Genomic DNA, 22,330 nt, shown 5'->3' on the forward strand with positions numbered 1-22,330 from the left:
GTGGCGGTGCCCCGGCGCCTCACGGGTTCTCCCCCTTGACGATCTTGGGGAGGTCCTTGGTGTAGTCGTCGACGGTGGCCTGGTCGCTGTAGACCAGATAGCCCGCGTCCGTCTTCGGCGAGAAGGCGATGACCTGGGTGCCGTGCGTGGAGACGGTCTTGCCGTTCTTGCCCTGGTGCGGTGCCTCGACGGTGATGCCGACGCTGCGGGCCCCGGCCTGGATGGTGGCGAAGTCGCCGGTCAGGCCGACGACCTGGGGGTCGATGCCCTTGAGCCAGGCGCCGAGCGCGGCCGGGGTGTCCCGCTGCGGGTCGGTGGTGACGAACACGATCCGCAGTCTGTCCTGGTCGGCCTTGGACAGCTGCTTCTTGGCGACGGCGAGGTTGTTCATCGTCAGCGGACAGATGTCGGGGCAGTTGGTGTAGCCGAAGTAGATGAGGGTGGGCCGGCCGGCGGTCTCCTTGCGGAGGTCGTACGACTTGCCTTGGGTGTCGGTGAGGACGAGGTCCGGCTTTTCGAAGGGCTGGTCGAGGACGGTGGCCGCCTGCTGCGAGGTCTCCTCGGAGACGACGGTGACAGGGCCCTCGCCCTTGTCGCCGTCGCCGCTGCCGCAGGCGGAGAGCGTCAGCGTGGCGGCGGCGAGCAGCGCGGCCGCTGCGAACGTCTTCTTGCGCATAGAGAAATGTCCCAGATGTGTGAACCGCGCCGTGCGCCGGGGGCCGTACGACCCCCGGTGCACGGCAGTGAAGGTCAGGCTCGGGCGTTGCTGTCGGTGCCGCGGCGGCGGCCGGCGGCCACGCCGTACGCGACCCCGGCCACGCCGACGACGATGCCGACCACGCCCAGCACACGGGCGGTGGTGTCGGAGCTGTCGGCGGCGGGTGCGGCCTCGGCGCTGCCGCTCGCGGCCGCCTTGGCGTCGTCGTGCTCGGCGGAGGCGTCCTTGTCGGAGGTCGAGCCGTGGGAGTGGCCGTCCTCGGTGGCGGCGGACAGCTGAAGCACCGGAGCCGGGTTCTCGGGCTCCTCCGCGCCGTCCTCCTGCACCTCGATCCAGCGCACGACCTCGTCGTTGGAGTACGTCTGGATCGCCTTGAAGACGAGTTCGTCGGTGTCCTCGGGGAGCGTGCCGACGGAGAGCGGGAACTTCTGGAAGTAGCCGGGCTCGATGCCCTTGCCGTCGGCGGTCCAGGTGACCTTGGTGACGGCCTCGGCGATCTTCTTGCCGTGCAGCTCCAGCGGCTTGGCCAGCTTGGACTTGGTGACCTGGACCGTCCAGCCGGCGATCGGCTGCGGCATCACCGAGGCCAGCGGGTGGTCGGCGGGGAAGGCGACCTCGAGCTTGGTGGTCGAGGCGTTGTCGCGCTCGTTGGGGACCTTGAAGTCGACGACGGCGTAACCGCCCTTGGCGGCCGTGCCCTCCGGCTGCACGCTGACGTGCGCGAAGGCAGGGGCGGACAGGGCCAGAACGGCCGAACCGGCGAGGGCGACGACGGCGGCGATACGGGAAGCCTGCATGAAGGGAACACTCCACTTCGTGTGGTTGCGGCGCGGGATCCGCCACGGGGTCCGGTGGACTCCGTGGACTCCGGTGGACTCCGACGGGGTCCGGTGGATTCCGACGGGTCCGGTGGACTCCGGTGGTGGATTCCGGCGATGACGATGACGAGGGGTGCGCGTACGGGTGGGTGATCTCCGGGTCGGCCGGACATCACGGGCGCACGCGCGCGTGCCGCACGACGACGGCTGTCCTCGCCACGCGGAACTCCCGCGAAGTGGCTCGGCCGGTCGTGTCAGGCAGCGAGGGCGAGTGCCGTCGCGGCCGGCGGACCGCGCCTGATCACCGAGTGCTGGAGGGCGGCGGTGCGCGGCTCGGGCCGGGCGGGCGCGTCGGTACGGGGCGGGCGCGGGCCTGCCTCCGGCGCGACCGGCAGTCCGGCGAGCAGGGCGCGCACCAGCGCGAGCGCGTTGCCCAGGGAACGTACGAGCGCCCCCTCGGTGACTCCTTGCGCCGACAGTTCGACGAGCCGCAGCACGGCGCTGTCGCCCCGGCGCAGCAGCCAGCCGACGGCGAGTGCCGCGAGGGCGTGGCCGAGCAGCATCGGCAGTGAGGGCAGCAGCGAGGCGAGGGAGCCGGTGGCGGTCGACAGGGCGTCCGCCGGGTCGTGCACGACGGCGGTGCCGGTCGCGGTGCCGGTCCCCGTTCCCGGGTAGAGCCGCGCGTCGGCGAGGATCCGCTGGGCCTGGGCGGGGCTGAGTGCCGAGACGGTGCCTCCGCACAGGATGTGCGCGGCCTGCTGGATCAGCGCGGCGTCGGACATCGAGCCGGCCGTGGACCCCGTCGACCCCATCGACATCATGGAGTTCATGTTCATGGCGCCGGACGCGGACGCCGAGCCCATGGCGCCGTGCTGTCCCAGGCCGAACAGCATGTGCAGCACGGTCTGGCCGGCGGCGAGCAGTGCGGTGATCCCGGCCAGCGAGCGCTCCCGGCCGGCGAGCGGTGCCACGACCGCCAGCGCGCCCAGGAACCCCGCACCCAGCGTCCACAGAGGCACCGTCGCGCAGGAGGCGAGGGCGTGGCCGCACGCGGCCAGCACGACGCAGACCGCGGCGAACACCGCGGCCCGCAGCAGCCGGAGACCGCTTCCGGAGCGCATGGTGCGTGGGTGGGGGGCAGACATGGCGGCCCCATCATCGCACCGGCCCCCTCGGGTCCCGACGGCAGGGCGGCTCGAGAGCGGGGACACCGGGAACCGGAAGATCACCTTCTGGCACGGTTGATGCGTATGGGCCGCACATACACCGTTCGATCCCTTCGGCGCATCCTCCGGATGGGCGGCATCACATGAAAAGCGCGCTTACGCAACGGCACTCGGGGCAATACGTAACGGTATGTCGAGGCGCAGCCAGGAGGCTGGAGCATGAGCATCTGGTGGTCACTCCATCTGCGGTGCGAAGCTGCGAGCGTTCCGCTCGCGAGGCGCCTGCTGCTCGGCACGATGGAGACGGCGGGCGTCGATCCCGACATCTCCTACGACCTCTCGGTCGCCCTCAGCGAGGCCTGTGCCAACGCCGTGGAGCACGGCGGGGGCGCCCCGCACGGCGGCTGTCCGGAGGCGTACCGGGTCACCGCCTATCTCGACGGCGAGAAGTGCCGTATCGAGGTCGCCGACTCGGGGCCGGGCTTCGCGGGCGACTACGGCGAACACGTCGACCACGGCGACTACGGCGAACACGTCGACCACGGCGGCTACAGAGACCCCGACGACCACGGCGGCTACAGAGACCCCGACGGCCACGGCGGCCACCACGCCCACGACGGCCACGACGGCCTCGCCGTGCGCTCCGACGTGCCGTGCCCCGACGTCTACGCCGAACAGGGCCGCGGACTGCATCTCATCCACGAACTCGCCGACCACGTCCACTTCGGCAACCGGCCGGGGCGCGGCGGAGCGGTGGTGAGGTTCGACAAGATCCTCAAGTGGAAGAAGGGCGCGCCGCTGATGGCGGTGTAGCGGTTCGGGCGACCGGAACGGGCGGTTCGGCCTTCCCCGGATTCACAGCCAGTTCCTGGCTTCGCCACATGTTCCCGACGGGCCGCGTCCCCTACGTTCACGTCCATGACGGGAAACCACGGCACCCGGCACCTCCCCCTCGGCACCCGCGGCCTCACGGGGGTACGGACATGAGGGGCCGCGAGGACGAGGCGCTGGCGCGGGCCGCGGTGGACGCGCTGACCGGGCAACTGGCACTGGTCCCCAAGCCCGGGCTGCCCGATCCGCGCGACCTCGCCGCGCGTGCCACCCGCCAGGACCACCGCCTGCTGCGCTGGTCGGCCAAGGCGCTGACGCCCGGGCTCGCGGCGATGGCCGCGGCGGCCCGCCGCACCGGAGAGCCCACACCGCAGCTGCGCGCCGAACTGGGCGCGATAGGGCGGTGCACCGAGCACTCGGTGCACCTGGCCGGCGGCGGTCACCGGGGCGCCCTGTGGGCGCTCGGTCTGCTGGTCGCGGCGGCCGCGCTCGACCCCGGCGCGGCAGCCCGCGAGGTGGCGGCGAGCGCCAGGCGGATCGCCGCGCACAGGGACCGTGGCGCCCCGCGGCGGCCCTCGAGGGGGTCGTCGGTGTCGGCGAAGTACGGCGCGGCCGGCGCCCGCGGTGAGGCGAAGGCCGGATTCCCGCACGTACGGCGGGCGTTGGACGCGCTCGATGCCGCGCGCACGGCCGGTGCCGACGAGGAACAGGCCCGGCTCGACGCCCTGCTGACGGTGATGTCCACCCTCCAGGACACCGAACTGCTGCACACCGCGGGCCCGCTGGGCCTGCGGCACGTCCAGGCCGGTGCCCGTGAGGTCCTGGCGGCGGGCGGCACCGCGACGCGGCCGGGCCGGGCCGCCCTGGCCGCTCTCGACACCGACCTGCACGCCCGCGCGTGGAGCCCGCGGGGCAGCGCCGGGCTGCTGGCGGGCGCCCTGTTCCTCGACACGCTGCCGGTCGGCCCGCGCGGCTGAGAGCGAGGGCCGGCGGCCGTCCACGGGACCGTCCCGGGTACCCGGGACCCGTGCTCCGGACACGGATACGGCCGGGCACCGCAGCGGTGCCCGGCCGTTCGTCGCCCTGGGTCAGCCCTTGAGCGAGGCCATCCAGGACTCGACCTCGTCGGAGCGGCGCGGCAGGCCGGCCGACAGGTTCCGGTTGCCGTCCTCGGTGACCAGGATGTCGTCCTCGATGCGCACGCCGATGCCGCGGTACTCCTCGGGCACCGTCAGGTCGTCGGCCTGGAAGTACAGACCGGGCTCGACGGTGAGGACCATGCCGGACTCCAGCGTGCCGTCCACGTACGACTCGACGCGGGCGGCCGCGCAGTCGTGGACGTCCATGCCGAGCATGTGGCCGGTGCCGTGCAGCGTCCAGCGGCGCTGGAGACCGAGTTCGAGCACCCGCTCGACCGGGCCCTCGACGAGACCCCACTCGACGAGCTTCTCGGCCAGCACACGCTGTGCGGCGTCGTGGAAGTCGCGGTACTTGGCGCCCGGGCGGACCGCCTCGATACCGGCCTCCTGGGCCTCGTACACGGCGTCGTAGATCTTCTTCTGGATCTCGCTGAAGCGGCCGTTGACCGGCAGCGTGCGCGTGACGTCGGCGGTGTAGAGCGTGTGCGTCTCCACGCCGGCGTCCAGCAGCAGCAGGTCGCCGGAGCGGACCGGGCCGTCGTTGCGCACCCAGTGCAGGGTGCAGGCGTGCGGGCCGGCGGCGGCGATGGTGCCGTAGCCGACGTCGTTGCCCTCCACGCGGGCGCGCAGGAAGAAGGTGCCCTCGATGTAGCGCTCGCTGGTCGCCTCGGCCTTGTCGAGGACCTTCACGACGTCCTCGAAGCCGCGCACGGTCGAGTCGACGGCCTTCTGCAGCTCGCCGACCTCGAAGGCGTCCTTGACCAGGCGGGCCTCGGAGAGGAAGGCGCGCAGTTCCTCGTCGCGCTCGGCGGTGACCTTGTCGGTCAGCGCCGCCTCGATGCCGGCGTCGTGGCCGCGCACGACGCGCACCGGGCCGGTGGCCTCGCGCAGACTGTCGGCCAGCTCGCGCACGTCGGCGGCGGGGATGCCGTAGAGCGCCTCGGACTCGGTGAGGGAGTGCCGGCGGCCGACCCACAGCTCGCCCTGGCCGGAGAGCCAGAACTCACCGTTCTCACGGTCGGAGCGCGGCAGGAGGTAGATCGTCTCCTGGTGGCCGTCCGCGGTCGGCTCCAGGACCAGGACGCCGTCCTCGGTCTGGTTGCCGGTCAGGTACGCGTACTCGGTCGACGCCCGGAAGGCGTACTCGGTGTCGTTCGAGCGGGTCTTCAGATTGCCCGCGGGAACGACCAGGCGCTCACCGGGGAAGCGCGCGGACAGCGCGGCGCGGCGGGCGGCGGTCTCGGCGGCCTGGGCGATCGGCTCCAGACCGCGCAGCTCCGTGTCGGCCCAGCCGGACTTCATGTTCTCGGCCAGCTCGTCGGAAACGCCCGGGTACAGGCCGTTCTTGCGCTGCTTGATCGGCTCTTCCGACTCAGTCTCCGGGGTCTCCGGGGTGAGCTCGTCGGCCACGGTCATCCTCCTTGATACGGCACTGGACCGTGTCCATCGTACGGTCGTATGCCCAGGAGCCCAGGGCCGAAGGACCTTCGTCCTTGCTCGGCGATCTTCGTCCGCGGCCCGTGGACCTGCGTCCGGGGCCCGGGGAGTCCCACCAGGGGCCGGGGAGTGGGCACCGGGAGGAGGGCCGAGGGCGGTCACCGGGGAGGACCGAGGGCGGTCACCAGGAGGGCCGAGGGCGGTCACCAGGAGGGCCGAGGGCGGTCACCGGGGAGGGCCGAGGGGGCACCCGGAGAGGGGCGGAGGGCGGTCGGCGCGGGGCGTCAGTCGAAGCGGGCCGCCAGCAGCACCACGTCCTCCGCGCCGTCCGCCGCGTCCAGCCCGTCCGGCAGTACGGTGCGCAGCACATGCTCCACGACCGTGTCCGGGTCGGTCCGCAGCGCCCTGGGGACGCTCGCCGCGGCCGCGTGCAGCCGGGCGAAGGCCCGGTCCCCGCAGTCGCCGGTGCGGTGCAGCAGCCCGTCGGTGTAGAGCAGGACCGTCTCTCCCGGTTCCGTCTCGAACTCCACGCTGGGCGCCTCCCAGCAGGCGAGCATCCCGAGCGGCGCCGACACGGAGGTCTCCACGAACTCCGTGCGCCCGTCGCCGACCAGCAGCGGCGGGCAGTGTCCGGCACCGGCGAGGGTGACCTTGCGCAGCGCGGGTTCGCAGTAGGCGAACAGAGCGGTGGCGGAGCGGGCGGGCTCGGTGAGCCGCAGCAGCAGCTCCAGGTCGGACAGGACGGCGACGGGATCCTCGCCCTCCATCACGGCGTACGCCCGCAGGGAGGCGCGCAGCCGGCCCATCGCGGCGACGGCGCTCGGCCCGGACCCGCTGACGGACCCGACCGCCAGGCCCAGCGCGGCGTCGGGCAGCGGCAGCGTGTCGTACCAGTCGCCGCCGCCGCGCGGCCCGGTGCGGTGCCGGACGGCGAGCCGGACCCCGGGGACCCGGGGCAGCCGTGAGGGCAGCAGTTCCTCGGACATGGTCGCCATGCACGCGCGCGTGCGCTCGACCTCGACGAGCCGCGCGAGGTGCTCGGTGGCGTAGCGGATGTACAGGCCGACCAGGTGGCGTCGGCGTTCGTCCGGCTCGGCGGGCTCGTCGTAGAGCCACACGGCGGCACCGAGGCGGCCCGCGGCCTCGGTGGACAGGGGGAGCGCGTAGCTGGCGGCGTAGCCGAGCCGGGCGGCCACCTCGCGGTGGCGGGGGTCGAGCCCGTCCTCGGCGAACAGGTCGGGGCGCACGATCTCGCCGACGCCGCCGGGCAGTCCGGCGGCGGTGTCCAGAAGTGCGCCCTGGGGCAGGGCGCTGCGCGGCACGGTCTCGATGTGGCCGAGATCGGCGCGGCCCAGGCCCAGACCGATGGTGGTGTCGGGGCCGAACCCGTCGTCGGGTTCCAGGACGACGAGTCCGCGCCGGGCGCCCACCAGGGCGGAGCCGGCCCCCAGCAGCTCCTGGAGCGCGTCGGAAAGGGTGTCCGTGCGGATCAGGCGTTCGGTGAGTTCGTGCAGCGTCGTGAGGTCCGAGACCCAGCCGGCGAGCCGGTCCTGGAGCACGGTGCCGGGCGGTGTGCGGCAGGCGATGTCGGGGGGGACGGACGAGCTGTCCGGTGCGGCAGGCGCGGGCGCGACAGTGTGTGCGGGTGCGGGAACCGTTGAATCGATTCCAGCCACTTTCGGAGGGTGAGGGGCGTTCATGTCATCCGGCTTTCCGACCGGTGCGTATTGCTCAAAAGCATCGCAAACCCCCATGTCATTCTGCGCCGCTAGCAGTGTCTCCACATGTACACGCACTCGTGAGGAGATGTCCAGCATTGTCCTGCTGGGATTCCTGGTGTCCGAGAGGTTTCCGGGAACTTTTCATGAGTCCCTCCTCCAGCCCTTGCGGGAAAGCAAAGTTGGCCTAAAACTGACTCGGGTAACGGGCGATTGCGGTCGACTGGCCTTGCTCGACGGAGCGTCACAGCGGTCGTGATGGGTACGTACTCGGTAAGGGCCAGGGGCGGTTGGAGACCACCCGGAACCTGGTGACCGACCCGGGCGTCATAGCCACCGACGACCTAACCCCATCCTCCCGTGGCGGAGGCGGAGAGAAGTACGCGGAACGGCAAAACGCCAGACTTCGCCACCCCCATGCCACGCCCCATGCTTTTGTCAGACGCAGTGTGGACGGAACGGCCGCGGACGCAGCCAACGTTCGGCCCAGCGGGGTTCCCCTTGTCTCGGACAGGGGTGTGATGCGCCAACAGGTACGCACAGTGAAGTGATCGACACATGGTGTGATGTGGTCCTCGGTGTTGCCAGGCGTGCAACGGAAAGGAACGAGCGCTCATGCGCGAGATCCTCGGAAGGCGACGCAGGCTCCTGTCCCAGCGCAACGGCGGGGGGCCTGAGTTGATCGGCGCGGCCCTGAGCTTCGCGACGGAATGGCAGTGGCCGGTGCTCCCGGGAGTGGCGGCGGATCCGCAGGGGCGCGCCCGCTGCGGCTGCCCGGACCCGGAGTGCACGGTGCCCGGTGCGCATCCGTTCGACCCCGGCCTCCTCGCGGCCACCACCGACGCGCGCATGGTGCGCTGGTGGTGGACCAACCGGCCGACGGCGCCGATCGTCCTCGCGACCGGCGGCCGGGCGCCCTGCGCGGTCAGCCTGCCCGCCCTCGCGGCCGCGCACGCGCTTGCCGCCCTCGACCGCAAGGGGATGCGCCTCGGCCCGGTGGTGGCCTCGCCCACCCGGTGGGCGCTGCTGGTGCGTCCCTACTCGATGGAGCAGCTGGGCGAACTGCTGTACGCCCAGGACTTCGTCCCCGGCTCCCTCCGCTTCCACGGCGAGGGCGGCTATCTCGCCCTGCCGCCGTCGGAGACCGGCCAGGGCGCCATCCGCTGGGAGCGTGCGCCGCTGCCCGGCTCCGCCGCACCGTGGGTACCCGACGTCGAGGCCGTGGTGGACGCGGTCGTCGAGGCCCTCACTCGTACGGGTGTGAGCGCGCCCGAGTTGTAGGGGTGTCGGGTGCGCGCCGGGCGAGGCGCCTGCCGGGGGTCGTTATCTTCCGGTTCATGAACGTTCGTCTTCTCGCCCTCGCGGGCGTTGTGGCAGGTGCGGCGGCGCTGCCCCTGGCCATGGCGTCCGCGGGGCAGGTGGGGCTCACGAGTACGGGACGGCCGGTCGTACGTCCGTCGACGGACGGTGGGGCGGCCGGCGCCGCGGCTTCGGATGCTTCGGCTTCCGGCGGTTCGGGATCCGGCGGTTCGGCTTCCGGTGGCTCGGATTCCTCCGGTGCGGCCGGTTCGCCGGGTGTCCCGGGGGCCTTGGGGGCGACGGGGCTGATGGACCCGGCCGACTCGACGGGCTCCGCGGGTTCCGCGGGCTCGACGGGTTCCACGGGGGACGCGAAGGCGCCGTCCCCGGATCCCCGCCGTTCTCCGCTGGTGCTCGGCCTGGGCCTGGCCACCGCCGCCCGCTGCGGCCCCGAACTCACCTCGCCGGACGGCATCGAGGCGCAGACCTGTGTCATGACGCAGGGCGAGGACACCTGGGCGCGCACCTACTACCGCAACGCGACCGGCGGCGATCTCGGTGCCGCGCTGAGCCTCATGGGGCCCGCCGGGCGCACGGTGCAGATCGACTGCGCGGTGGGCACCGACGACGAGCCGGGGATCTGCGAGACGCCCCGCGAGCCCACCCGGGGTGTGCCGGACGCCTACACGGCGGTGGCGGAGTTCGCGGGCCCGTCCGGGCGCGGTCCGCTGCTGCTGCGTTCGGGGAGCAGCGCGGAGGGCTCGGCCGGGCGCACCGGCGGGGACGCACCGGGAAGCGGATCCGGGCCGGACGCGGGTGGCAACTCCGGCTTGCGCGCGGCCGGTTGAGCGGCCGGGGCGGTGCGCTGTCGTACGCGGCCCGCCGGGGCGGGGTGCACCGGTCGGCGCCGGGCATGGAAAGACCCGGTTGCTGGCGACGGGGGATGCACCAGCAACCGGGCTACTGGAACGGTAACAAGAGATCGGCCCTACGCAAATTCGATCTCTTGTTTCCCTTGGCTATTCGGACACCGTCCAGTAGGCCATGACAGGGCTATTCGGACACCGACTGGCCTGCTCCGGGCGGGAGTTGTGGCTGGAGTCACGGCGGCCGGACGATTCCCCGGGCTGACCGACCGGTCAGCCCGAGGGGACACGGCACCGGCATGTCAGCTGAGCGTCACCTGGCGGTTGGTGAGTCCGCCGCGCGCGCGACGCTCGTCGGGGGTGAGCGGGGCGTCCGAGGCCAGGGCGGCGGCGAGCCGCTCGGCGAACTCGGCCGCCGGCTTCTCGATCTCGTCCGCGCCGACACCGCTCGGCAGGTCCCAGACCGGCACGGTCAGGCCGTGCGCGCGGAAGGAGCCCACCAGGCGGGTGCCCTCGCCGAGGCTGGAGCGGCCGGCCGCGTGCAGTCGGGCCAGAGCGTCCAGAAGGTGCTCCTCGGCGTGCGGCATGACCCACCGCAGGTGGTTCTTCTCCGGGGTCTCGCACCAGTAGGCGGAGTCCACGCCGGTCAGCTTCACGGTCGGGATGGCCGCGTCGTTGGCCCGCTCCAGGGAGGCGGTCACCTCGGGGCTGGCGTGCTCCGCGTCCGGCACCCAGAACTCGAAGCCCTCGTGCACAACTGGCTCGAAGGTGCCTTCGGGGTCGAGGAGGTCCTGGAGCCGGGGACCGTCCGCCGGGGCGCGGCGGCCCTGGACCGGGGTGCCGGGCTGGGCCTCCAGCGCGCGCAGCAGCGTGTCGGCGAGGTCGCGGCTGATGTCGCCCGACGCCGTGTCGTTCTGGAGACCGAGCAGCACCGAACCGTCGTCGCGGCGCAGCGCGGGCCAGGCCATCGGCAGGACCGTGGCCAGGGTGACCGAGGGGACGCCCTCGGGCAGGCCGTCCTTCAGGGACAGCTCGACCGTGGCCGCGGGCACCAGTTCGCGCAGCGCGACCCAGTCGCACTCGCCCGCGAGCCCCTCGAAGGGGCGGTGCACCAGCTCGGCCGCGGCCTGGGCGGCGGCCCGGCCGTGGCACGCCTTGTAGCGGCGGCCGCTGCCGCAGGGGCAGGGTTCGCGGGCGCCGACGACCGGGATCTCCGCATCGCTGAGCTGCGGCCGCCTGGCCGTCGTCTGGGGTCGCTTCTTGGCCATCGTGCGTGTCTCCCGGTTACGGCTCGTCTGTACGGGCGGGAGCCTAGCCGCTCGTACGAGAACCCACGGGACCTGTGGACGACGCATGCGGCGGTGTCCCGCCACGCGGCCGGCCCGTCCGGGCGGACGCGTACGCGACGAACCGGTACAGGACGGCTCCGCCCGCGCCGGGTCCGTACCCGGGCGACACGCAGGCGAGGGCCGTGCGGGCGAGGAGGGGTACGCGGTGCCCGGGAACCGGCACCCGGCGGGGCCGCCGCCCGGGGCTCAGCCCAGGTCGTCGAACGCGTCCGCGAAGGAGAGGTCGCGCATCGCCGGCACGGTCGGCGCCGTGACCCGGGCGGCGAAGCCGGCCCGGCCGTACCCGGCGTCGGGATCATGGACGTCTTCGTGGACGACGACCCACACCGTGACCTCGCCCCGGGCGTCGTCCCGGACGCCCCAGTCGTCGGCCAGCGCCGTGATGATGGCCAGCCCGCGGCCGCCGTGCGCGGTGACCGAGGGAGTGGCCGGGGCCGGGCGGGTCGGTCCGCCGCCGTCCGTCACCTCGACGATCAGCCGGCCGCTCTGGTCGACGCGCCACGCGGCCCGGACGTCACCGTCCCCGGCGGGTGCGTCCCCCAAGGGCCTGCCGTGCTTGCACGCATTGCTCAAAAGTTCGGAAAGGATCAGTACGGCATCGTCGATGACCGATTCCGCTACACCGCCGCTGCGCAACTGATCGCGCATCCGGTGTCTTGCAGCCCCTACGCCCGCAGGGCCATGGGGTACGGCCATGCTCGACGACGTGGGCACCTCCTGTGCCACCACCAACGCCACCCCCGAGACCTCCTTCGCCCCACGCCACGGTGTGGATGCCCCATTGGCCTGTACCGGAAACCGGCTGATCCACGTGTCGTGACGCACTCGAGGCGATCGAACACGGAGCGAACGCGCCGGAGCACTTCCGACGGGGAGTGGCTGGATTTCGTCGGTATGGCCGAGATCGGAGGATGCTTCACCGAAACGCCTGGGTCAAGAGTTGTTTCATGGGACAGCCGAGTCAGCGCCCCAATTGTTGGAGAACGGCGCGCGGCCGGTTGGTGATGATGGCGTCGATGCCCAGGCCGACGCAGAGATCGACATCCTCGGGCTCGTTCACGGTCCACACGTGAACCTGGTGGCCGGCGCCCTTCAGGCGCTCGATGTATGCCGGGTGGTTGCGCACGATCCGGATCGAGGGACCGGCGATCCGGACCCCCGCCGGCAGCCGTCCGTCGCGCAGCCGCGGCGAGACGAACTGCATGAGGGACACCGTGGGAAGCGTCGGCGAGGCGGCCCGCACGCGGTGCAGCGAGCGCGCCGAGAAGCTCATGACGCGCACGGGCGACTCCTCGGGCGTGGACGGGGCGTCCAGGCCGAACCGTCTCAGGAGCAGCAGCAGCCGGTCCTCGACCTGCCCGGCCCAGCGGGTGGGGTGCTTGGTCTCGATGGCCAGCTCCACCCGCCGTCCCGAGTCGGCGACGAGTGCGAGCAGCCGCTCCAGGGTGAGGACGGAGGTGTCCTCGGGGTCCTCGGGGCGGACCTCCCAGTCGGGCTCCTCGTCGCGCAGGTGCCACAGCTCCCGCTTCTTCCACGAGCCGAAGTCCAGCGCCGCCAGCTCGGCGAGCTCCAGGGCCGACACCGCTCCGCGCCCGTTGGACGTACGGTTGACGCGGCGGTCGTGCACACAGACGAGATGGCCGTCGGCGGTCAGCCGGACATCGCACTCGAGTGCGTCCGCGCCGTCCTCGATCGCTTTCCTGTACGCGGCGAGGGTGTGCTCGGGGGCATCATCGGAGGCTCCGCGATGGGCGACGACTTGGATGTGGTGCTGGCGTGCTTGGGTCACCGCGTCATGGTGTCACCGGCGCGGGGCAGGCGTCGGGCCGGAGGCATCCGAAAAAGTGTCCCGAGCAGGGCAGAATGTCGCATATAAAGAATGGTCGTGTTCCCACAGCCACCGCTTATGGTGCTCTGACGGCCCGTGGGAAAAGCTGTCCGCATACACATGCACATGCACAGCTGCAGCGCGCCGGGTCGACGACAAGCGTGAGCGAGCGTGACCGAGTGCGACCGAGAACAACAGCCGTGGATCGAGGAGAAGAGCTGTGAGCACCGAGAACGAGGGCACCGAGGTTCCCCAGGCCCCGTCAGCACCTCCTGTGCCGGTGGAATCTCCCGTGGCTTCCCCGCAGGCCACCACGCCCGACAGCGCGCCCACGACTCCGGTCCCGCCGGTGGCGCCGGCCGCCCCCGGGGTGCCGCAGCATTCCGGGTCCGCGCCCGCGTACGCCTCGGCCGGCCCGTACGACGGGGGCCAGAACACCGGATCCGCGCCCGAGGGCGGCTGGCCGCCCCCGCCGCCGGTCACGCCCGCGTACGCCGACGGCGGCGGTGCGGGTTCCGGCTGGGGTGCCTCGTACCAGCCGCCCGCGCCCAAGCCCGGCGGCGGCCGCGGCGGTCTCGTCGCGGCGGTCCTGGTGGCCGCGCTGGTCGCCGGCGGTCTCGGCGGCGGGCTCGGCTACACGCTGGCGAAGAACGACGACAACGGCTCCACGACCGTCTCCGCCTCCACCAGCGGCGGCGCCGTCAAGCGCGACCCCGGCACCATCGCGGCGGTGGCCTCCAAGGCGCTGCCGAGCACCGTCACCATCGAGGCCGAGTCCACCAACGGCGAGGGCGGCACCGGCACCGGCTTCGTGTTCGACACCCAGGGCCACATCCTCACCAACAACCACGTCGTGGCCGACGCGGTCGACGGCGGCAAGCTCACGGCCACCTTCCCCGACGGCAAGAAGTACGACGCCGAGGTGGTCGGCCACGCCCAGGGGTACGACGTGGCGGTCATCAAGCTCAAGAGCGCCCCCTCGGACCTGAAGCCGCTGACCCTCGGCAACTCCGACGACGTGGCCGTCGGCGACTCCACCATCGCCATCGGCGCCCCCTTCGGCCTGTCCAACACGGTGACGACGGGCATCATCAGCGCCAAGAACCGCCCGGTGGCCTCCAGTGACGGCACCGGCAGCCAGGCGTCCTACATGAGCGCCCTCCAGACGGACGCCTCGATCAACCCGGGCAACTCCGGCGGTCCGCTGCTCGACGCCCAGGGCAACGTCATCGGCATCAACTCCGCGATCCAGTCCACCGGCAGCGGCGGCCTCGGCGGCACCAGCCAGTCCGGCTCGATCGGCCTCGGTTTCGCCATTCCGATCAACCAGGCCAAGTACGTCGCCCAGCAGCTGATCAAGACCGGGAAGCCGGTCTACGCGAAGATCGGCGCCTCCGTGTCCCTCCAGGACTCGGTGAACGGCGCGAAGATCACCGACCAGGGCGCCGGCGGTGCCTCCTCCGTCGAGTCCGGCGGCCCCGCCGACAAGGCGGGCCTGAAGTCGGGCGACGTCATCACCAAGCTCGACGACCACGTGATCGACAGCGGTCCCACCCTGATCGGCGAGATCTGGACCCACAAGCCGGGCGACCGGGTGACGATCACCTACGAGCGCGACGGCAAGACCCACACCACCGAGGTCACCCTGGGATCCCGTACCGGCGACAGCTGACCGCGCCGGGGCGACTCGCGCGCGCGTGCCAACCCGTTACTCTTGTCCCCGCGCCGCCGATGACCGGCGACGCGGGGAGGTGTGCCCGAGCGGCCGAAGGGAACGGTCTTGAAAACCGTCGTGGCAGCGATGTCACCGTGGGTTCAAATCCCACCACCTCCGCGCAGTTCATGAGCGTTGCAGGCCGGAAGGGGTGCCTCTCACCGAGAGGCACCCCTTCCGCGTGCGATGCCCCGCCCCACCCCGTGCCCTCTCGCCTTGATCTGCCATGTCCTCGACATGGCTAGGAATCCGGCCTCCGGCGCCGTCGCCCTGCGCTCCGAGGTGACCGACTCCGCCGGGGACCGCTCGGTGGAGACGGTGTACCGGGCGTACGCCGTCGGCTGACGGCTCCGGCCGGGAACCGGCCTCATGACCAGGGGCGGTGGGATGTCAGGCGGGCTGCCGAGGCGATCGTCGCTTGTGCCTCGTGTTCGGTCAGGCCGGTGACCACCGCCGCGTCGACCAGGGGCGCGACGAGGGCGGGGCCGATGCCGTTCTCGTAGGCGCGGCAGGCCGCCCAGAACAGGCGGGTGTTGCGCTGGCCCTCGTGCGCGGCGAGGACGAACTGGACCAGGCCCTGGCCGTGGCCGTCGGCGGCGGACGTCGTGGGGCGGTGGGTGCGGGGCGGCGGGAGCAGCAGGCGCAGCAGCGCGGGTGGGCAGGGGGCCGGGGCGAGCCGGGCGCAGCCGGGGGCGACGCCGTAGACGCCGTGGGTGGTGCGGGAGCCGGGGCCCACGAGGTAGCCGCCGGCGCCGCGGATGTCGATGCCGGGGGCGAGGCGGCCGGCGGAGTTGGGGACGACGACGTGCGGCGGCCCGGTCAGCCAGAGGTGGCGGCCGCCGCTGGGGGTCAGGACGACGACGGTGGCGGGGATCGTGAACAGATGGCGCCGGGCCAGTTCGCGCAGGGCCGCGGGGGCGTCCGTACCGGACTTGGTGTCCAGGTCGACGCCGATCAGGTGGTGCGGGGGCAGGCCGCAGGCGATGCCGTAGCCGGTCGTCCAGGGGGCGGCGGCGAACAGCGCGCGGATGCGTACCGGGTCGGTCGAGGCGTCGTACACGCCGTGGCCGAAGCGGCCGCACTCGCCGTGGCAGGTCGGGGCGGCCGGGTCGCGGCGGTGGGGGGATCGCAGGGCCGGGAGCTTCGTCCGGGACAGGGGGAGGACGGCCAGGCCGCGTTCGGCGGCCGACAGGGCGTGTGCGAGGGCCAGCGTCGTGGCCTGCCGGTGGGTGGTGGCCATGCCTCCATGTTCGTACGCACGTTCGAAAAATGGAAGAGGGGGAGGTTCGACGCGCCGAGGCCGGGTGGAATGGCTGGAAATGTGCCGGAACGCTTCGCCCCTTGCGCGGCTTGAGTATGGGATGCCCGTACTGCCCTGAGCTGGGACGTTGAGACGCCGAAAGTGGCGAAAGGGGTTTATCGACTTGTCCTCACGCTTGAGAGCGAATCGCGTCTTCCGGGCTGGTTCGGCGGGGATCCGATGGGCAACTCTGGTCTCGCGACGTCGTGCACCACGCCGAGGCGGTCGGCCAACTGCCTGGTGAGCAGCCCTGTTTCAGATGTTCCCGGGCCTCGGTCCGGACGCGTAACCAGTTCTGGAGGAACAACATGGCAAGCATCCGTACCGCCCGTGTTCTCGCCGCCGCTTCCGCCCTTCCGCTCGCGGCCGTCCTGTTCACCGGCGTCGCGGCGGCCGACGACGGCTCCTTCGCGAGCGACGGATCGAACGCGGGTGCCGCGAGTGTCACCGGCAGCGGGGTCGGCCGCGACAACAGCGGCAACTCGTCCACCACACAACAGCAGGCGGTCGGCACCGGCGCTTCGAATCAGACCAATACCGCCCAGGTCAACGGGTCCGCGTTCACCGCCCTCAACCAGGGCAACTCGAACGTCCTCGTCAACTTCGGACCGCTGTGGCGGTGACCCGCGGCGGCGGGTGACCGGTGCGCCGGCTCCGGTCACCCGCCCCTCGGGGTCCCTTGCGGGGGCGTTCCATGGGGTGCGACACGACTGTGCGGCGGTGCTTCGGCGCCGCCGCACGGCCGTTCCCGGCAAGCACCCCCGCGCCCGCCGGTGCCGACTCCTTGACAGTCGAAGAGATCTGACGGACAGTCAGAAATCTTCGGAGGTCGGGGCGATACGGATCGGCGAGGGCCGGCGAGGGGGCGGTGGCGGGCGGTGGGTGACGAGTGGGACGAGCGGCTGAAGGCGTACGAGGGGCGGGCCGCCGTGGTCGGCGGGGTCGGCAAGGACCCCGTCAACGCGCCGATGATCCGGCACTGGTGCGAGGCGATGGGCGACACCGGCCCGGCGTACCGGGGGCCCGGCGCCGTCGCCCCGGCCACCATGCTCCAGGTGTGGACCATGGGCGGCCTGACCGGGCACGCGGACCAGGCGGATCAGGCGGATCAGGCGGACCAGGCGGATCGCGCGGAGCGGGCCGGGCGCGGGGGCCGGACGCAGGCGTACGACGAACTGCTCGCGCTGCTCGACGAGGCGGGCTGCACCTCGGTGGTCGCCACCGACAGCGAGCAGGAGTATCTGCGCCCGCTGCGCCCGGGTGACGAGATCACCTTCGACGTGGTGATCGAGTCGGTGTCGGCACGCAAGACGACCAGCCTGGGCGCCGGGTACTTCGTCACGACCCGGATGGACGTGCGCGCGGGCGCCGAGCTCGCCGGGACCCACCGCTTCCGCATCCTCAAGTACGCGCCCGTACGGCAGCAGCCGAGGCCGCCCCGCCCCCGCCCGGTGGTCAACCGCGACAACGCCGGCTTCTGGGAGGGGGTGGCGCGCCACCGGCTGCTCATCCAGCGCTGTACCGGCTGCGCCGCCCTGCGCCATCCGTGGCTGCCGGGCTGCAACGCCTGCGGCTGCCCGGACTGGGACACCGTCGAGGCGAGCGGCGCGGGCACGGTGTACTCGTACGTCGTGATGCACCACCCCCGCTTCCCGGCCTTCTCGCCGCCCGAGGGCGGTCCCGGCCCGGCGGGCCCCTACGCGGTCGGGCTGATCGAACTGGCCGAGGGGGTGCGGATGGTCAGCAACGTGATCGGGGTGCCGTACGACAAGGTGCGCATCGGGATGCCGGTGCGGCTCGTGTTCCGCACCTACGACGGGGAGTCGGTGCTGCCGGTCTTCCGGGCCGCGGAGGAGGCCGCATGAAGCCGCCGCTGGAGGACGTGACGGCCGGGACCCCGCTGCCGCCGCTGGAGATCGAGATCACCCGCACGCTGATCGTCGCCGGGGCCGTCGCCTCCCGCGACTACCAGGACGTGCACCACGATCCCGAGCTGGCCCGGGACAAGGGCTCCCCCGACATCTTCATGAACATCCTCACCACCAACGGCCTGGTCGGCAGGTACATCACGGACCACTTCGGCCCCTCGGCCGTGCTCCGCGGGGTGGCCATCCGGCTGGGCGCACCCAACTACCCGGGGGACACGATGGTGTTGACCGGCAGGGTGGAGGAGGTCGACGGCGGCACCGTCACGGTCCGGGTGACCGGGACGAACGGCATCGGCCGCCATGTCACCGGCACGGTCACCCTCACCCTGCCCGCCACGGGCGCGGCCGACGGTCCGGGAGGCGCGGCATGAGCGTGCGCGGGCGGGACGCCCTCGGCGGGCGCGCGGCGATCGTCGGCATCGGGGCCACGGAGTTCTCCAAGGACTCGGGCCGCAGCGAACTGCGGCTGGCCGCGGAGGCGGTGCGGGCCGCCCTGGCGGACGCCGGGCTGACACCGGCCGACGTGGACGGGCTGGTCACCTTCACGATGGACACCAGCCCGGAGATCACGGTCGCCCAGGCCTGCGGGATGGGCGAGCTGTCCTTCTTCTCCCGGGTGCACTACGGCGGCGGAGCGGCCTGCGCGACCGTCCAGCAGGCGGCGCTCGCCGTGGCGGCGGGGGTCGCGGAGGTGGTCGTCTGCTACCGGGCCTTCAACGAGCGCTCGGGGCGCCGCTTCGGCTCGGGGGTCCAGCACCGGGAGCCGTCGGCGGAGGGCGTGGCGCTCGGCTGGGCGCTGCCGTTCGGGCTGCTCACTCCCGCCTCCTGGGTGGCGATGGCGGCCCAGCGCTATCTGCACACGTACGGGCTGACTCCGGAGGCCTTCGGGCAGGTGGCCGTGGTGGACCGCGAGTACGCCGCGACCAACCCGGCGGCGTACTTCCACGGCAGGCCCATCACGCTCGCCGACCACGCCGCCTCCCGGTGGATCGTCGAGCCGCTGCGCCTGCTGGACTGCTGTCAGGAGACGGACGGCGGGCAGGCCCTCGTCGTCACCTCGGTGGAGCGGGCCCGCGATCTGCCGCACCCGCCGGCCGTCGTCGCGGCGGCCGCGCAGGGCGCCGGCCGCGCCCAGGAGCAGATGACCAGCTTCTACCGCGACGACCTGACGGGGCTGCCGGAGATGGGCGTGGTGGCCCGCCAGCTGTGGCGGACGTCCGGGCTCGGTCCCGCCGACATCGACGTGGGCATCCTGTACGACCACTTCACCCCGTTCGTGCTGATGCAGCTGGAGGAGTTCGGCTTCTGCGCGCGGGGGGAGGCCGCGGACTTCGTGGCCGGGCGGCGGCTGCCGGTCAACACCCACGGCGGGCAGCTCGGAGAGGCCTACCTCCACGGGATGAACGGCATCGCGGAGGCCGTACGCCAGCTGCGCGGCACGGCCGTGAACCGGGTACCCGGCGCCCGCCGGGCCCTGGTGACCGCGGGCACCGGGGTGCCGACGTCGGCGCTGGTCCTGGCCGCGGACGGCTGAGCCCCCAGGGGTCATCCCGCAGTGGACCCCGGGCGCGGCTCCACCTTCAGGAGGTGGGGCCGGCCCCACCCCTACAACCTGAGGCGGACACCCCTTCGGGACCTGCGGCCGATCCGCCCGGGCGCGGGTCGCTCATAGCGTGGAGCCATGACCACACCCGTCTGCACCAGCGCTTCCACCGCCGCTGCTCCACCGAGGCAGACCCGCCCGCAGTCCCGGCTCCGTCCGGCCGTCGGGACCCCGGTCTACCCGTCGTTCTCGTCGTACGTACGGGCCCGGCAGCCGGTGCTGCTGCGGACCGCCCGGTCGCTGACCGCGAACCCGAGCGACGCCGAGGACCTGCTGCAGACCGCGCTCACCAAGACGTACGCCGCCTGGGAGCGGATCGAGGACCACCGGGCGCTCGACGGCTATGTGCGCCGGGCGCTGGTGAACACCCGTACCTCGCAGTGGCGCAAGCGCAAGGTCGACGAGTTCTCGTGCGAGGAGCTGCCCGAGCCGGAGCCCGTGCCCGGCGGGGGAGACGACCCGGCCGAGCGGCAGGCGCTGCACGACGCGATGTGGCGGGCGATCATGAAGCTGCCCGACCGGCAGCGGGCGATGGTCGTCCTGCGGTACTACGAGGATCTGAGCGAGGTCCAGACGGCCGAGGTGCTCGGGGTCTCGGTCGGCACGGTGAAGTCGGCGGTCTCGCGGGCCCTCGGCAGGCTGCGCGAGGATCCCGAACTCGGACTCGTGCGCTAGCGATCCGGTCTGTGGGGGCCCAACGGAGGTCCGGCGGGGGCCTGGGGACGGCGTCGGGGCACCGAGTGACGTGATCGATCAACCGGACCTAGTGACATACCGCGTGGTATGTGCGCAGAATCAGCGCAACCTTTACCACCGCCAGGCAATGTCGCCGAGGAGGACGCCGTGCTGAGCACCATGCAGGACGTACCGCTGCTGATCTCGAGGATCCTGACCCATGGGTCGACGATCCACGGCTCCTCGCAGGTGATCACCTGGACCGGTGAGGAGCAGCCCGAGCGCCGCTCCTACGCCGAGGTCGGCGCCCGTGCGGCCCAGCTGGCGCACGCCCTGCGCGACGACCTCGGAGTGGCGGGCGACGATCGTGTGGCCACGCTCATGTGGAACAACGCCGAGCACGTCGAGGCGTACTTCGCGATCCCCTCCATGGGCGCGGTCCTGCACACCCTCAACCTCCGGCTGCCCGCCGAGCAGCTGGTCTGGATCGTGAACCACGCGGCCGACAAGGTCGTGATCGCCAACGGTTCGCTGCTGCCCCTGCTGGCCCCGCTCCTGCCGCACCTCGGGACGCTCGAGCACATCGTCGTCTGCGGACCGGGCGACCGCACCCTGCTCGCGGGCGCGACCTCCGCCCAGGTGCACGAGTACGAGGACCTGATCGCCGGGAAGCCGACCACGTACGACTGGCCGGAGTTGGACGAACGCCAGGCGGCCGCCATGTGCTACACCTCCGGCACCACCGGCGACCCCAAGGGCGTGGTGTACAGCCACCGCTCGATCTACCTGCACTCCATGCAGGTCAACATGACCCAGTCCATGGGCCTGACCGACGAGGACACCTCGCTGGTCGTGGTCCCGCAGTTCCACGTCAACGCCTGGGGTCTGCCGCACGCGACCTTCATGACCGGCGTCAACATGCTGATGCCGGACCGGTTCCTGCAGCCCGCGCCGCTCGCCGAGATGATCGAGTCCGAGCGCCCGACCCACGCCGCCGCGGTGCCCACCATCTGGCAGGGCCTGCTCGGCGAGCTGACCGCCAGGCCCCGTGACGTCGCTTCCCTCACCCAGGTGACCATCGGCGGCGCCGCCTGTCCGCCCTCCCTCATGAAGGCCTTCGACGAGCTGGGCATGCGGGTCTGCCATGCCTGGGGCATGACGGAGACCTCCCCGCTCGGCACGGTCGCCCGTCCCCCGGCCCACGCGGTCGGTACGCCGCAGGAGTTCGCCTACCGGATCACGCAGGGCCGATTCCCGACGAGCGTCGAGGCCCGGCTGACCGGCCCCGCCGGCGAACACCTCCCCTGGGACGGGGAGTCCGCGGGCGAGCTGGAGGTGCGCGGTCCCTGGATCGCCGGCGCCTACTACAACGGCCCGGACGCCGAACCCCTGCGCCCCGACGACAAGTTCAGCGCGGACGGCTGGCTGAAGACGGGCGACGTCGGCACCATCAGCCCGGACGGCTTCCTCACCCTCACCGACCGGGCCAAGGACGTCATCAAGTCCGGCGGCGAGTGGATCTCCTCGGTCGACCTGGAGAACGCCCTGATGTCCCACCCGGACGTCGCCGAGGCGGCCGTCGTCGCCGTCCCCGACGACAAGTGGGGCGAGCGCCCGCTGGCCACCGTGGTGCTGAAGGCGGGCTCGGCCGTCGACTTCGACACCCTGCGCGGCTTCCTCGCCGCCGAGGCCGGGATCGCCAAGTGGCAGCTTCCCGAGCGCTGGACGCTGATCGAGGCGGTGCCCAAGACCAGCGTGGGCAAGTTCGACAAGAAGGTGCTGCGCCGGCAGTACGCGGACGGCGAGCTGGACGTCACCAGGCTCTGACCGCCGGCCGCCGCAGCGGCGTCACGTCAGCGGCGTCACGTGACCGTCGCGCAGTCGAAGGCCCCGCCCCGCGGCACCGGTCCACCGGTGCGCGCGGGGCGGGGCCTTCGGCGT

20 protein-coding genes and 1 tRNA gene are annotated in these 22,330 nt (G+C 72.5%); 12 read left to right on the plus strand and 9 right to left on the minus strand.

Going from position 1 to position 22,330, the window contains the following annotated elements; all coding sequences use genetic code 11:
• Positions 1-19: 19 nt before the first annotated feature.
• The 3 genes from ACZ7OY_RS13815 to ACZ7OY_RS13825 all read right to left on the minus strand — a co-directional run bounded on the left by ACZ7OY_RS13815 (position 20) and on the right by ACZ7OY_RS13825 (position 2,681).
• The gene (locus tag ACZ7OY_RS13815) at positions 20-676 is read right to left on the minus strand and encodes an SCO family protein (protein ID WP_471911573.1); all 657 of its coding nucleotides are present in this window, start codon (positions 674-676) and stop codon (positions 20-22) included.
• A gap of 74 nt (positions 677-750) precedes the next feature.
• Positions 751-1,515, minus strand: a complete 765-nt coding sequence (locus ACZ7OY_RS13820) for a YcnI family copper-binding membrane protein (protein WP_471911574.1) — start codon at positions 1,513-1,515, stop codon at positions 751-753.
• A 275-nt stretch (positions 1,516-1,790) separates the two neighbouring features.
• Positions 1,791-2,681 (minus strand): hypothetical protein, encoded by an 891-nt coding sequence (locus tag ACZ7OY_RS13825; RefSeq protein WP_471911575.1) that lies wholly within the window; start codon positions 2,679-2,681, stop codon positions 1,791-1,793.
• 240 nt (positions 2,682-2,921) lie between these two features.
• Between ACZ7OY_RS13825 and ACZ7OY_RS13830 the strand changes: the two genes are divergently transcribed.
• The gene (locus tag ACZ7OY_RS13830; RefSeq protein ID WP_471911576.1) at positions 2,922-3,515 is read left to right on the plus strand and encodes an ATP-binding protein; all 594 of its coding nucleotides are present in this window, start codon (positions 2,922-2,924) and stop codon (positions 3,513-3,515) included.
• Between the two features lie 170 nt (positions 3,516-3,685).
• The gene (locus tag ACZ7OY_RS13835; protein WP_471911577.1) at positions 3,686-4,510 is read left to right on the plus strand and encodes a triphosphoribosyl-dephospho-CoA synthase; all 825 of its coding nucleotides are present in this window, start codon (positions 3,686-3,688) and stop codon (positions 4,508-4,510) included.
• Between the two features lie 111 nt (positions 4,511-4,621).
• On the opposite strand, the gene ACZ7OY_RS13840 is transcribed toward ACZ7OY_RS13835, so the two are convergent.
• Positions 4,622-6,088 carry an aminopeptidase P family protein gene (locus tag ACZ7OY_RS13840; protein WP_471911578.1) on the minus strand — a complete coding sequence of 489 codons (1,467 nt, stop codon included), beginning with the start codon at positions 6,086-6,088 and terminating at the stop codon, positions 4,622-4,624.
• A gap of 305 nt (positions 6,089-6,393) precedes the next feature.
• Positions 6,394-7,926: a PP2C family protein-serine/threonine phosphatase gene (locus tag ACZ7OY_RS13845; RefSeq protein ID WP_471911579.1), complete on the minus strand. Its 1,533-nt coding sequence runs from the start codon at positions 7,924-7,926 to the stop codon at positions 6,394-6,396.
• A gap of 516 nt (positions 7,927-8,442) precedes the next feature.
• Between ACZ7OY_RS13845 and ACZ7OY_RS13850 the strand changes: the two genes are divergently transcribed.
• A complete protein-coding gene (locus ACZ7OY_RS13850; RefSeq protein ID WP_471911580.1) occupies positions 8,443-9,108 on the plus strand; it encodes a bifunctional DNA primase/polymerase in 666 nt (221 codons plus the stop codon).
• A 56-nt stretch (positions 9,109-9,164) separates the two neighbouring features.
• On the plus strand, positions 9,165-9,974 hold the full coding sequence (locus ACZ7OY_RS13855) for a hypothetical protein (protein WP_471911581.1): 810 nt from the start codon (positions 9,165-9,167) through the stop codon (positions 9,972-9,974).
• Between the two features lie 320 nt (positions 9,975-10,294).
• Here ACZ7OY_RS13855 and ACZ7OY_RS13860 read toward each other — a convergent pair whose 3' ends face one another.
• From ACZ7OY_RS13860 to ACZ7OY_RS13870, 3 genes are all read right to left on the minus strand, one after another.
• Positions 10,295-11,260 (minus strand): DUF5926 family protein, encoded by a 966-nt coding sequence (locus tag ACZ7OY_RS13860; RefSeq protein ID WP_351604033.1) that lies wholly within the window; start codon positions 11,258-11,260, stop codon positions 10,295-10,297.
• 267 nt (positions 11,261-11,527) lie between these two features.
• Positions 11,528-12,079, minus strand: a complete 552-nt coding sequence (locus ACZ7OY_RS13865; RefSeq protein WP_471911582.1) for an ATP-binding protein — start codon at positions 12,077-12,079, stop codon at positions 11,528-11,530.
• A gap of 223 nt (positions 12,080-12,302) precedes the next feature.
• Positions 12,303-13,130, minus strand: a complete 828-nt coding sequence (locus ACZ7OY_RS13870; RefSeq protein ID WP_471911583.1) for a glycerophosphodiester phosphodiesterase family protein — start codon at positions 13,128-13,130, stop codon at positions 12,303-12,305.
• A gap of 259 nt (positions 13,131-13,389) precedes the next feature.
• On the opposite strand from ACZ7OY_RS13870, the gene ACZ7OY_RS13875 reads away from it, so the two are divergent.
• Together ACZ7OY_RS13875 and ACZ7OY_RS13880 are read left to right on the plus strand one after the other, a co-directional pair.
• Positions 13,390-14,841 (plus strand): S1C family serine protease, encoded by a 1,452-nt coding sequence (locus ACZ7OY_RS13875; protein WP_471911584.1) that lies wholly within the window; start codon positions 13,390-13,392, stop codon positions 14,839-14,841.
• 75 nt (positions 14,842-14,916) lie between these two features.
• Positions 14,917-15,003, plus strand: a tRNA-Ser gene (locus ACZ7OY_RS13880).
• A gap of 247 nt (positions 15,004-15,250) precedes the next feature.
• On the opposite strand, the gene ACZ7OY_RS13885 is transcribed toward ACZ7OY_RS13880, so the two are convergent.
• Positions 15,251-16,123: a bifunctional DNA primase/polymerase gene (locus ACZ7OY_RS13885; protein WP_471911585.1), complete on the minus strand. Its 873-nt coding sequence runs from the start codon at positions 16,121-16,123 to the stop codon at positions 15,251-15,253.
• A 368-nt stretch (positions 16,124-16,491) separates the two neighbouring features.
• Between ACZ7OY_RS13885 and ACZ7OY_RS13890 the strand changes: the two genes are divergently transcribed.
• The 6 genes from ACZ7OY_RS13890 to ACZ7OY_RS13915 all read left to right on the plus strand — a co-directional run bounded on the left by ACZ7OY_RS13890 (position 16,492) and on the right by ACZ7OY_RS13915 (position 22,216).
• On the plus strand, positions 16,492-16,806 hold the full coding sequence (locus ACZ7OY_RS13890) for a hypothetical protein (RefSeq protein WP_471911586.1): 315 nt from the start codon (positions 16,492-16,494) through the stop codon (positions 16,804-16,806).
• Positions 16,807-17,061: 255 nt separating this feature from the next.
• The gene (locus ACZ7OY_RS13895; protein WP_471911587.1) at positions 17,062-18,048 is read left to right on the plus strand and encodes a bifunctional MaoC family dehydratase N-terminal/OB-fold nucleic acid binding domain-containing protein; all 987 of its coding nucleotides are present in this window, start codon (positions 17,062-17,064) and stop codon (positions 18,046-18,048) included.
• Positions 18,045-18,482 carry a MaoC family dehydratase gene (locus ACZ7OY_RS13900; protein WP_471911588.1) on the plus strand — a complete coding sequence of 146 codons (438 nt, stop codon included), beginning with the start codon at positions 18,045-18,047 and terminating at the stop codon, positions 18,480-18,482. The genes ACZ7OY_RS13895 and ACZ7OY_RS13900 overlap by 4 nt, the downstream gene beginning before the upstream one ends.
• Complete coding sequence (locus ACZ7OY_RS13905; protein ID WP_471911589.1) at positions 18,479-19,645, plus strand: lipid-transfer protein; 1,167 nt, start codon at positions 18,479-18,481, stop codon at positions 19,643-19,645. The genes ACZ7OY_RS13900 and ACZ7OY_RS13905 overlap by 4 nt, the downstream gene beginning before the upstream one ends.
• 147 nt (positions 19,646-19,792) lie before the next feature.
• Positions 19,793-20,389: a SigE family RNA polymerase sigma factor gene (locus tag ACZ7OY_RS13910; protein ID WP_351603509.1), complete on the plus strand. Its 597-nt coding sequence runs from the start codon at positions 19,793-19,795 to the stop codon at positions 20,387-20,389.
• Positions 20,390-20,497: 108 nt separating this feature from the next.
• Positions 20,498-22,216: a long-chain fatty acid--CoA ligase gene (locus ACZ7OY_RS13915; protein ID WP_471911590.1), complete on the plus strand. Its 1,719-nt coding sequence runs from the start codon at positions 20,498-20,500 to the stop codon at positions 22,214-22,216.
• Positions 22,217-22,330: the final 114 nt, after the last annotated feature.

It is taken from the genome of Streptomyces sp. NPDC107559, assembly GCF_055657365.1.

Coding starts and splice junctions, on each gene's coding strand:
- ACZ7OY_RS13815 (WP_471911573.1), bottom strand. CDS start 676: ATGCGCAAGAAGACGTTCGCAGCGGCCGCGCTGCTCGCCGCCGCCACG.
- ACZ7OY_RS13820 (WP_471911574.1), bottom strand. CDS start 1,515: ATGCAGGCTTCCCGTATCGCCGCCGTCGTCGCCCTCGCCGGTTCGGCC.
- ACZ7OY_RS13825 (WP_471911575.1), bottom strand. CDS start 2,681: ATGTCTGCCCCCCACCCACGCACCATGCGCTCCGGAAGCGGTCTCCGG.
- ACZ7OY_RS13830 (WP_471911576.1), top strand. CDS start 2,922: ATGAGCATCTGGTGGTCACTCCATCTGCGGTGCGAAGCTGCGAGCGTT.
- ACZ7OY_RS13835 (WP_471911577.1), top strand. CDS start 3,686: ATGAGGGGCCGCGAGGACGAGGCGCTGGCGCGGGCCGCGGTGGACGCG.
- ACZ7OY_RS13840 (WP_471911578.1), bottom strand. CDS start 6,088: ATGACCGTGGCCGACGAGCTCACCCCGGAGACCCCGGAGACTGAGTCG.
- ACZ7OY_RS13845 (WP_471911579.1), bottom strand. CDS start 7,926: ATGCTGGACATCTCCTCACGAGTGCGTGTACATGTGGAGACACTGCTA.
- ACZ7OY_RS13850 (WP_471911580.1), top strand. CDS start 8,443: ATGCGCGAGATCCTCGGAAGGCGACGCAGGCTCCTGTCCCAGCGCAAC.
- ACZ7OY_RS13855 (WP_471911581.1), top strand. CDS start 9,165: ATGAACGTTCGTCTTCTCGCCCTCGCGGGCGTTGTGGCAGGTGCGGCG.
- ACZ7OY_RS13860 (WP_351604033.1), bottom strand. CDS start 11,260: ATGGCCAAGAAGCGACCCCAGACGACGGCCAGGCGGCCGCAGCTCAGC.
- ACZ7OY_RS13885 (WP_471911585.1), bottom strand. CDS start 16,123: ATGGCCACCACCCACCGGCAGGCCACGACGCTGGCCCTCGCACACGCC.
- ACZ7OY_RS13890 (WP_471911586.1), top strand. CDS start 16,492: ATGGCAAGCATCCGTACCGCCCGTGTTCTCGCCGCCGCTTCCGCCCTT.
- ACZ7OY_RS13900 (WP_471911588.1), top strand. CDS start 18,045: ATGAAGCCGCCGCTGGAGGACGTGACGGCCGGGACCCCGCTGCCGCCG.
- ACZ7OY_RS13905 (WP_471911589.1), top strand. CDS start 18,479: ATGAGCGTGCGCGGGCGGGACGCCCTCGGCGGGCGCGCGGCGATCGTC.
- ACZ7OY_RS13910 (WP_351603509.1), top strand. CDS start 19,793: ATGACCACACCCGTCTGCACCAGCGCTTCCACCGCCGCTGCTCCACCG.
- ACZ7OY_RS13915 (WP_471911590.1), top strand. CDS start 20,498: ATGTGCGCAGAATCAGCGCAACCTTTACCACCGCCAGGCAATGTCGCC.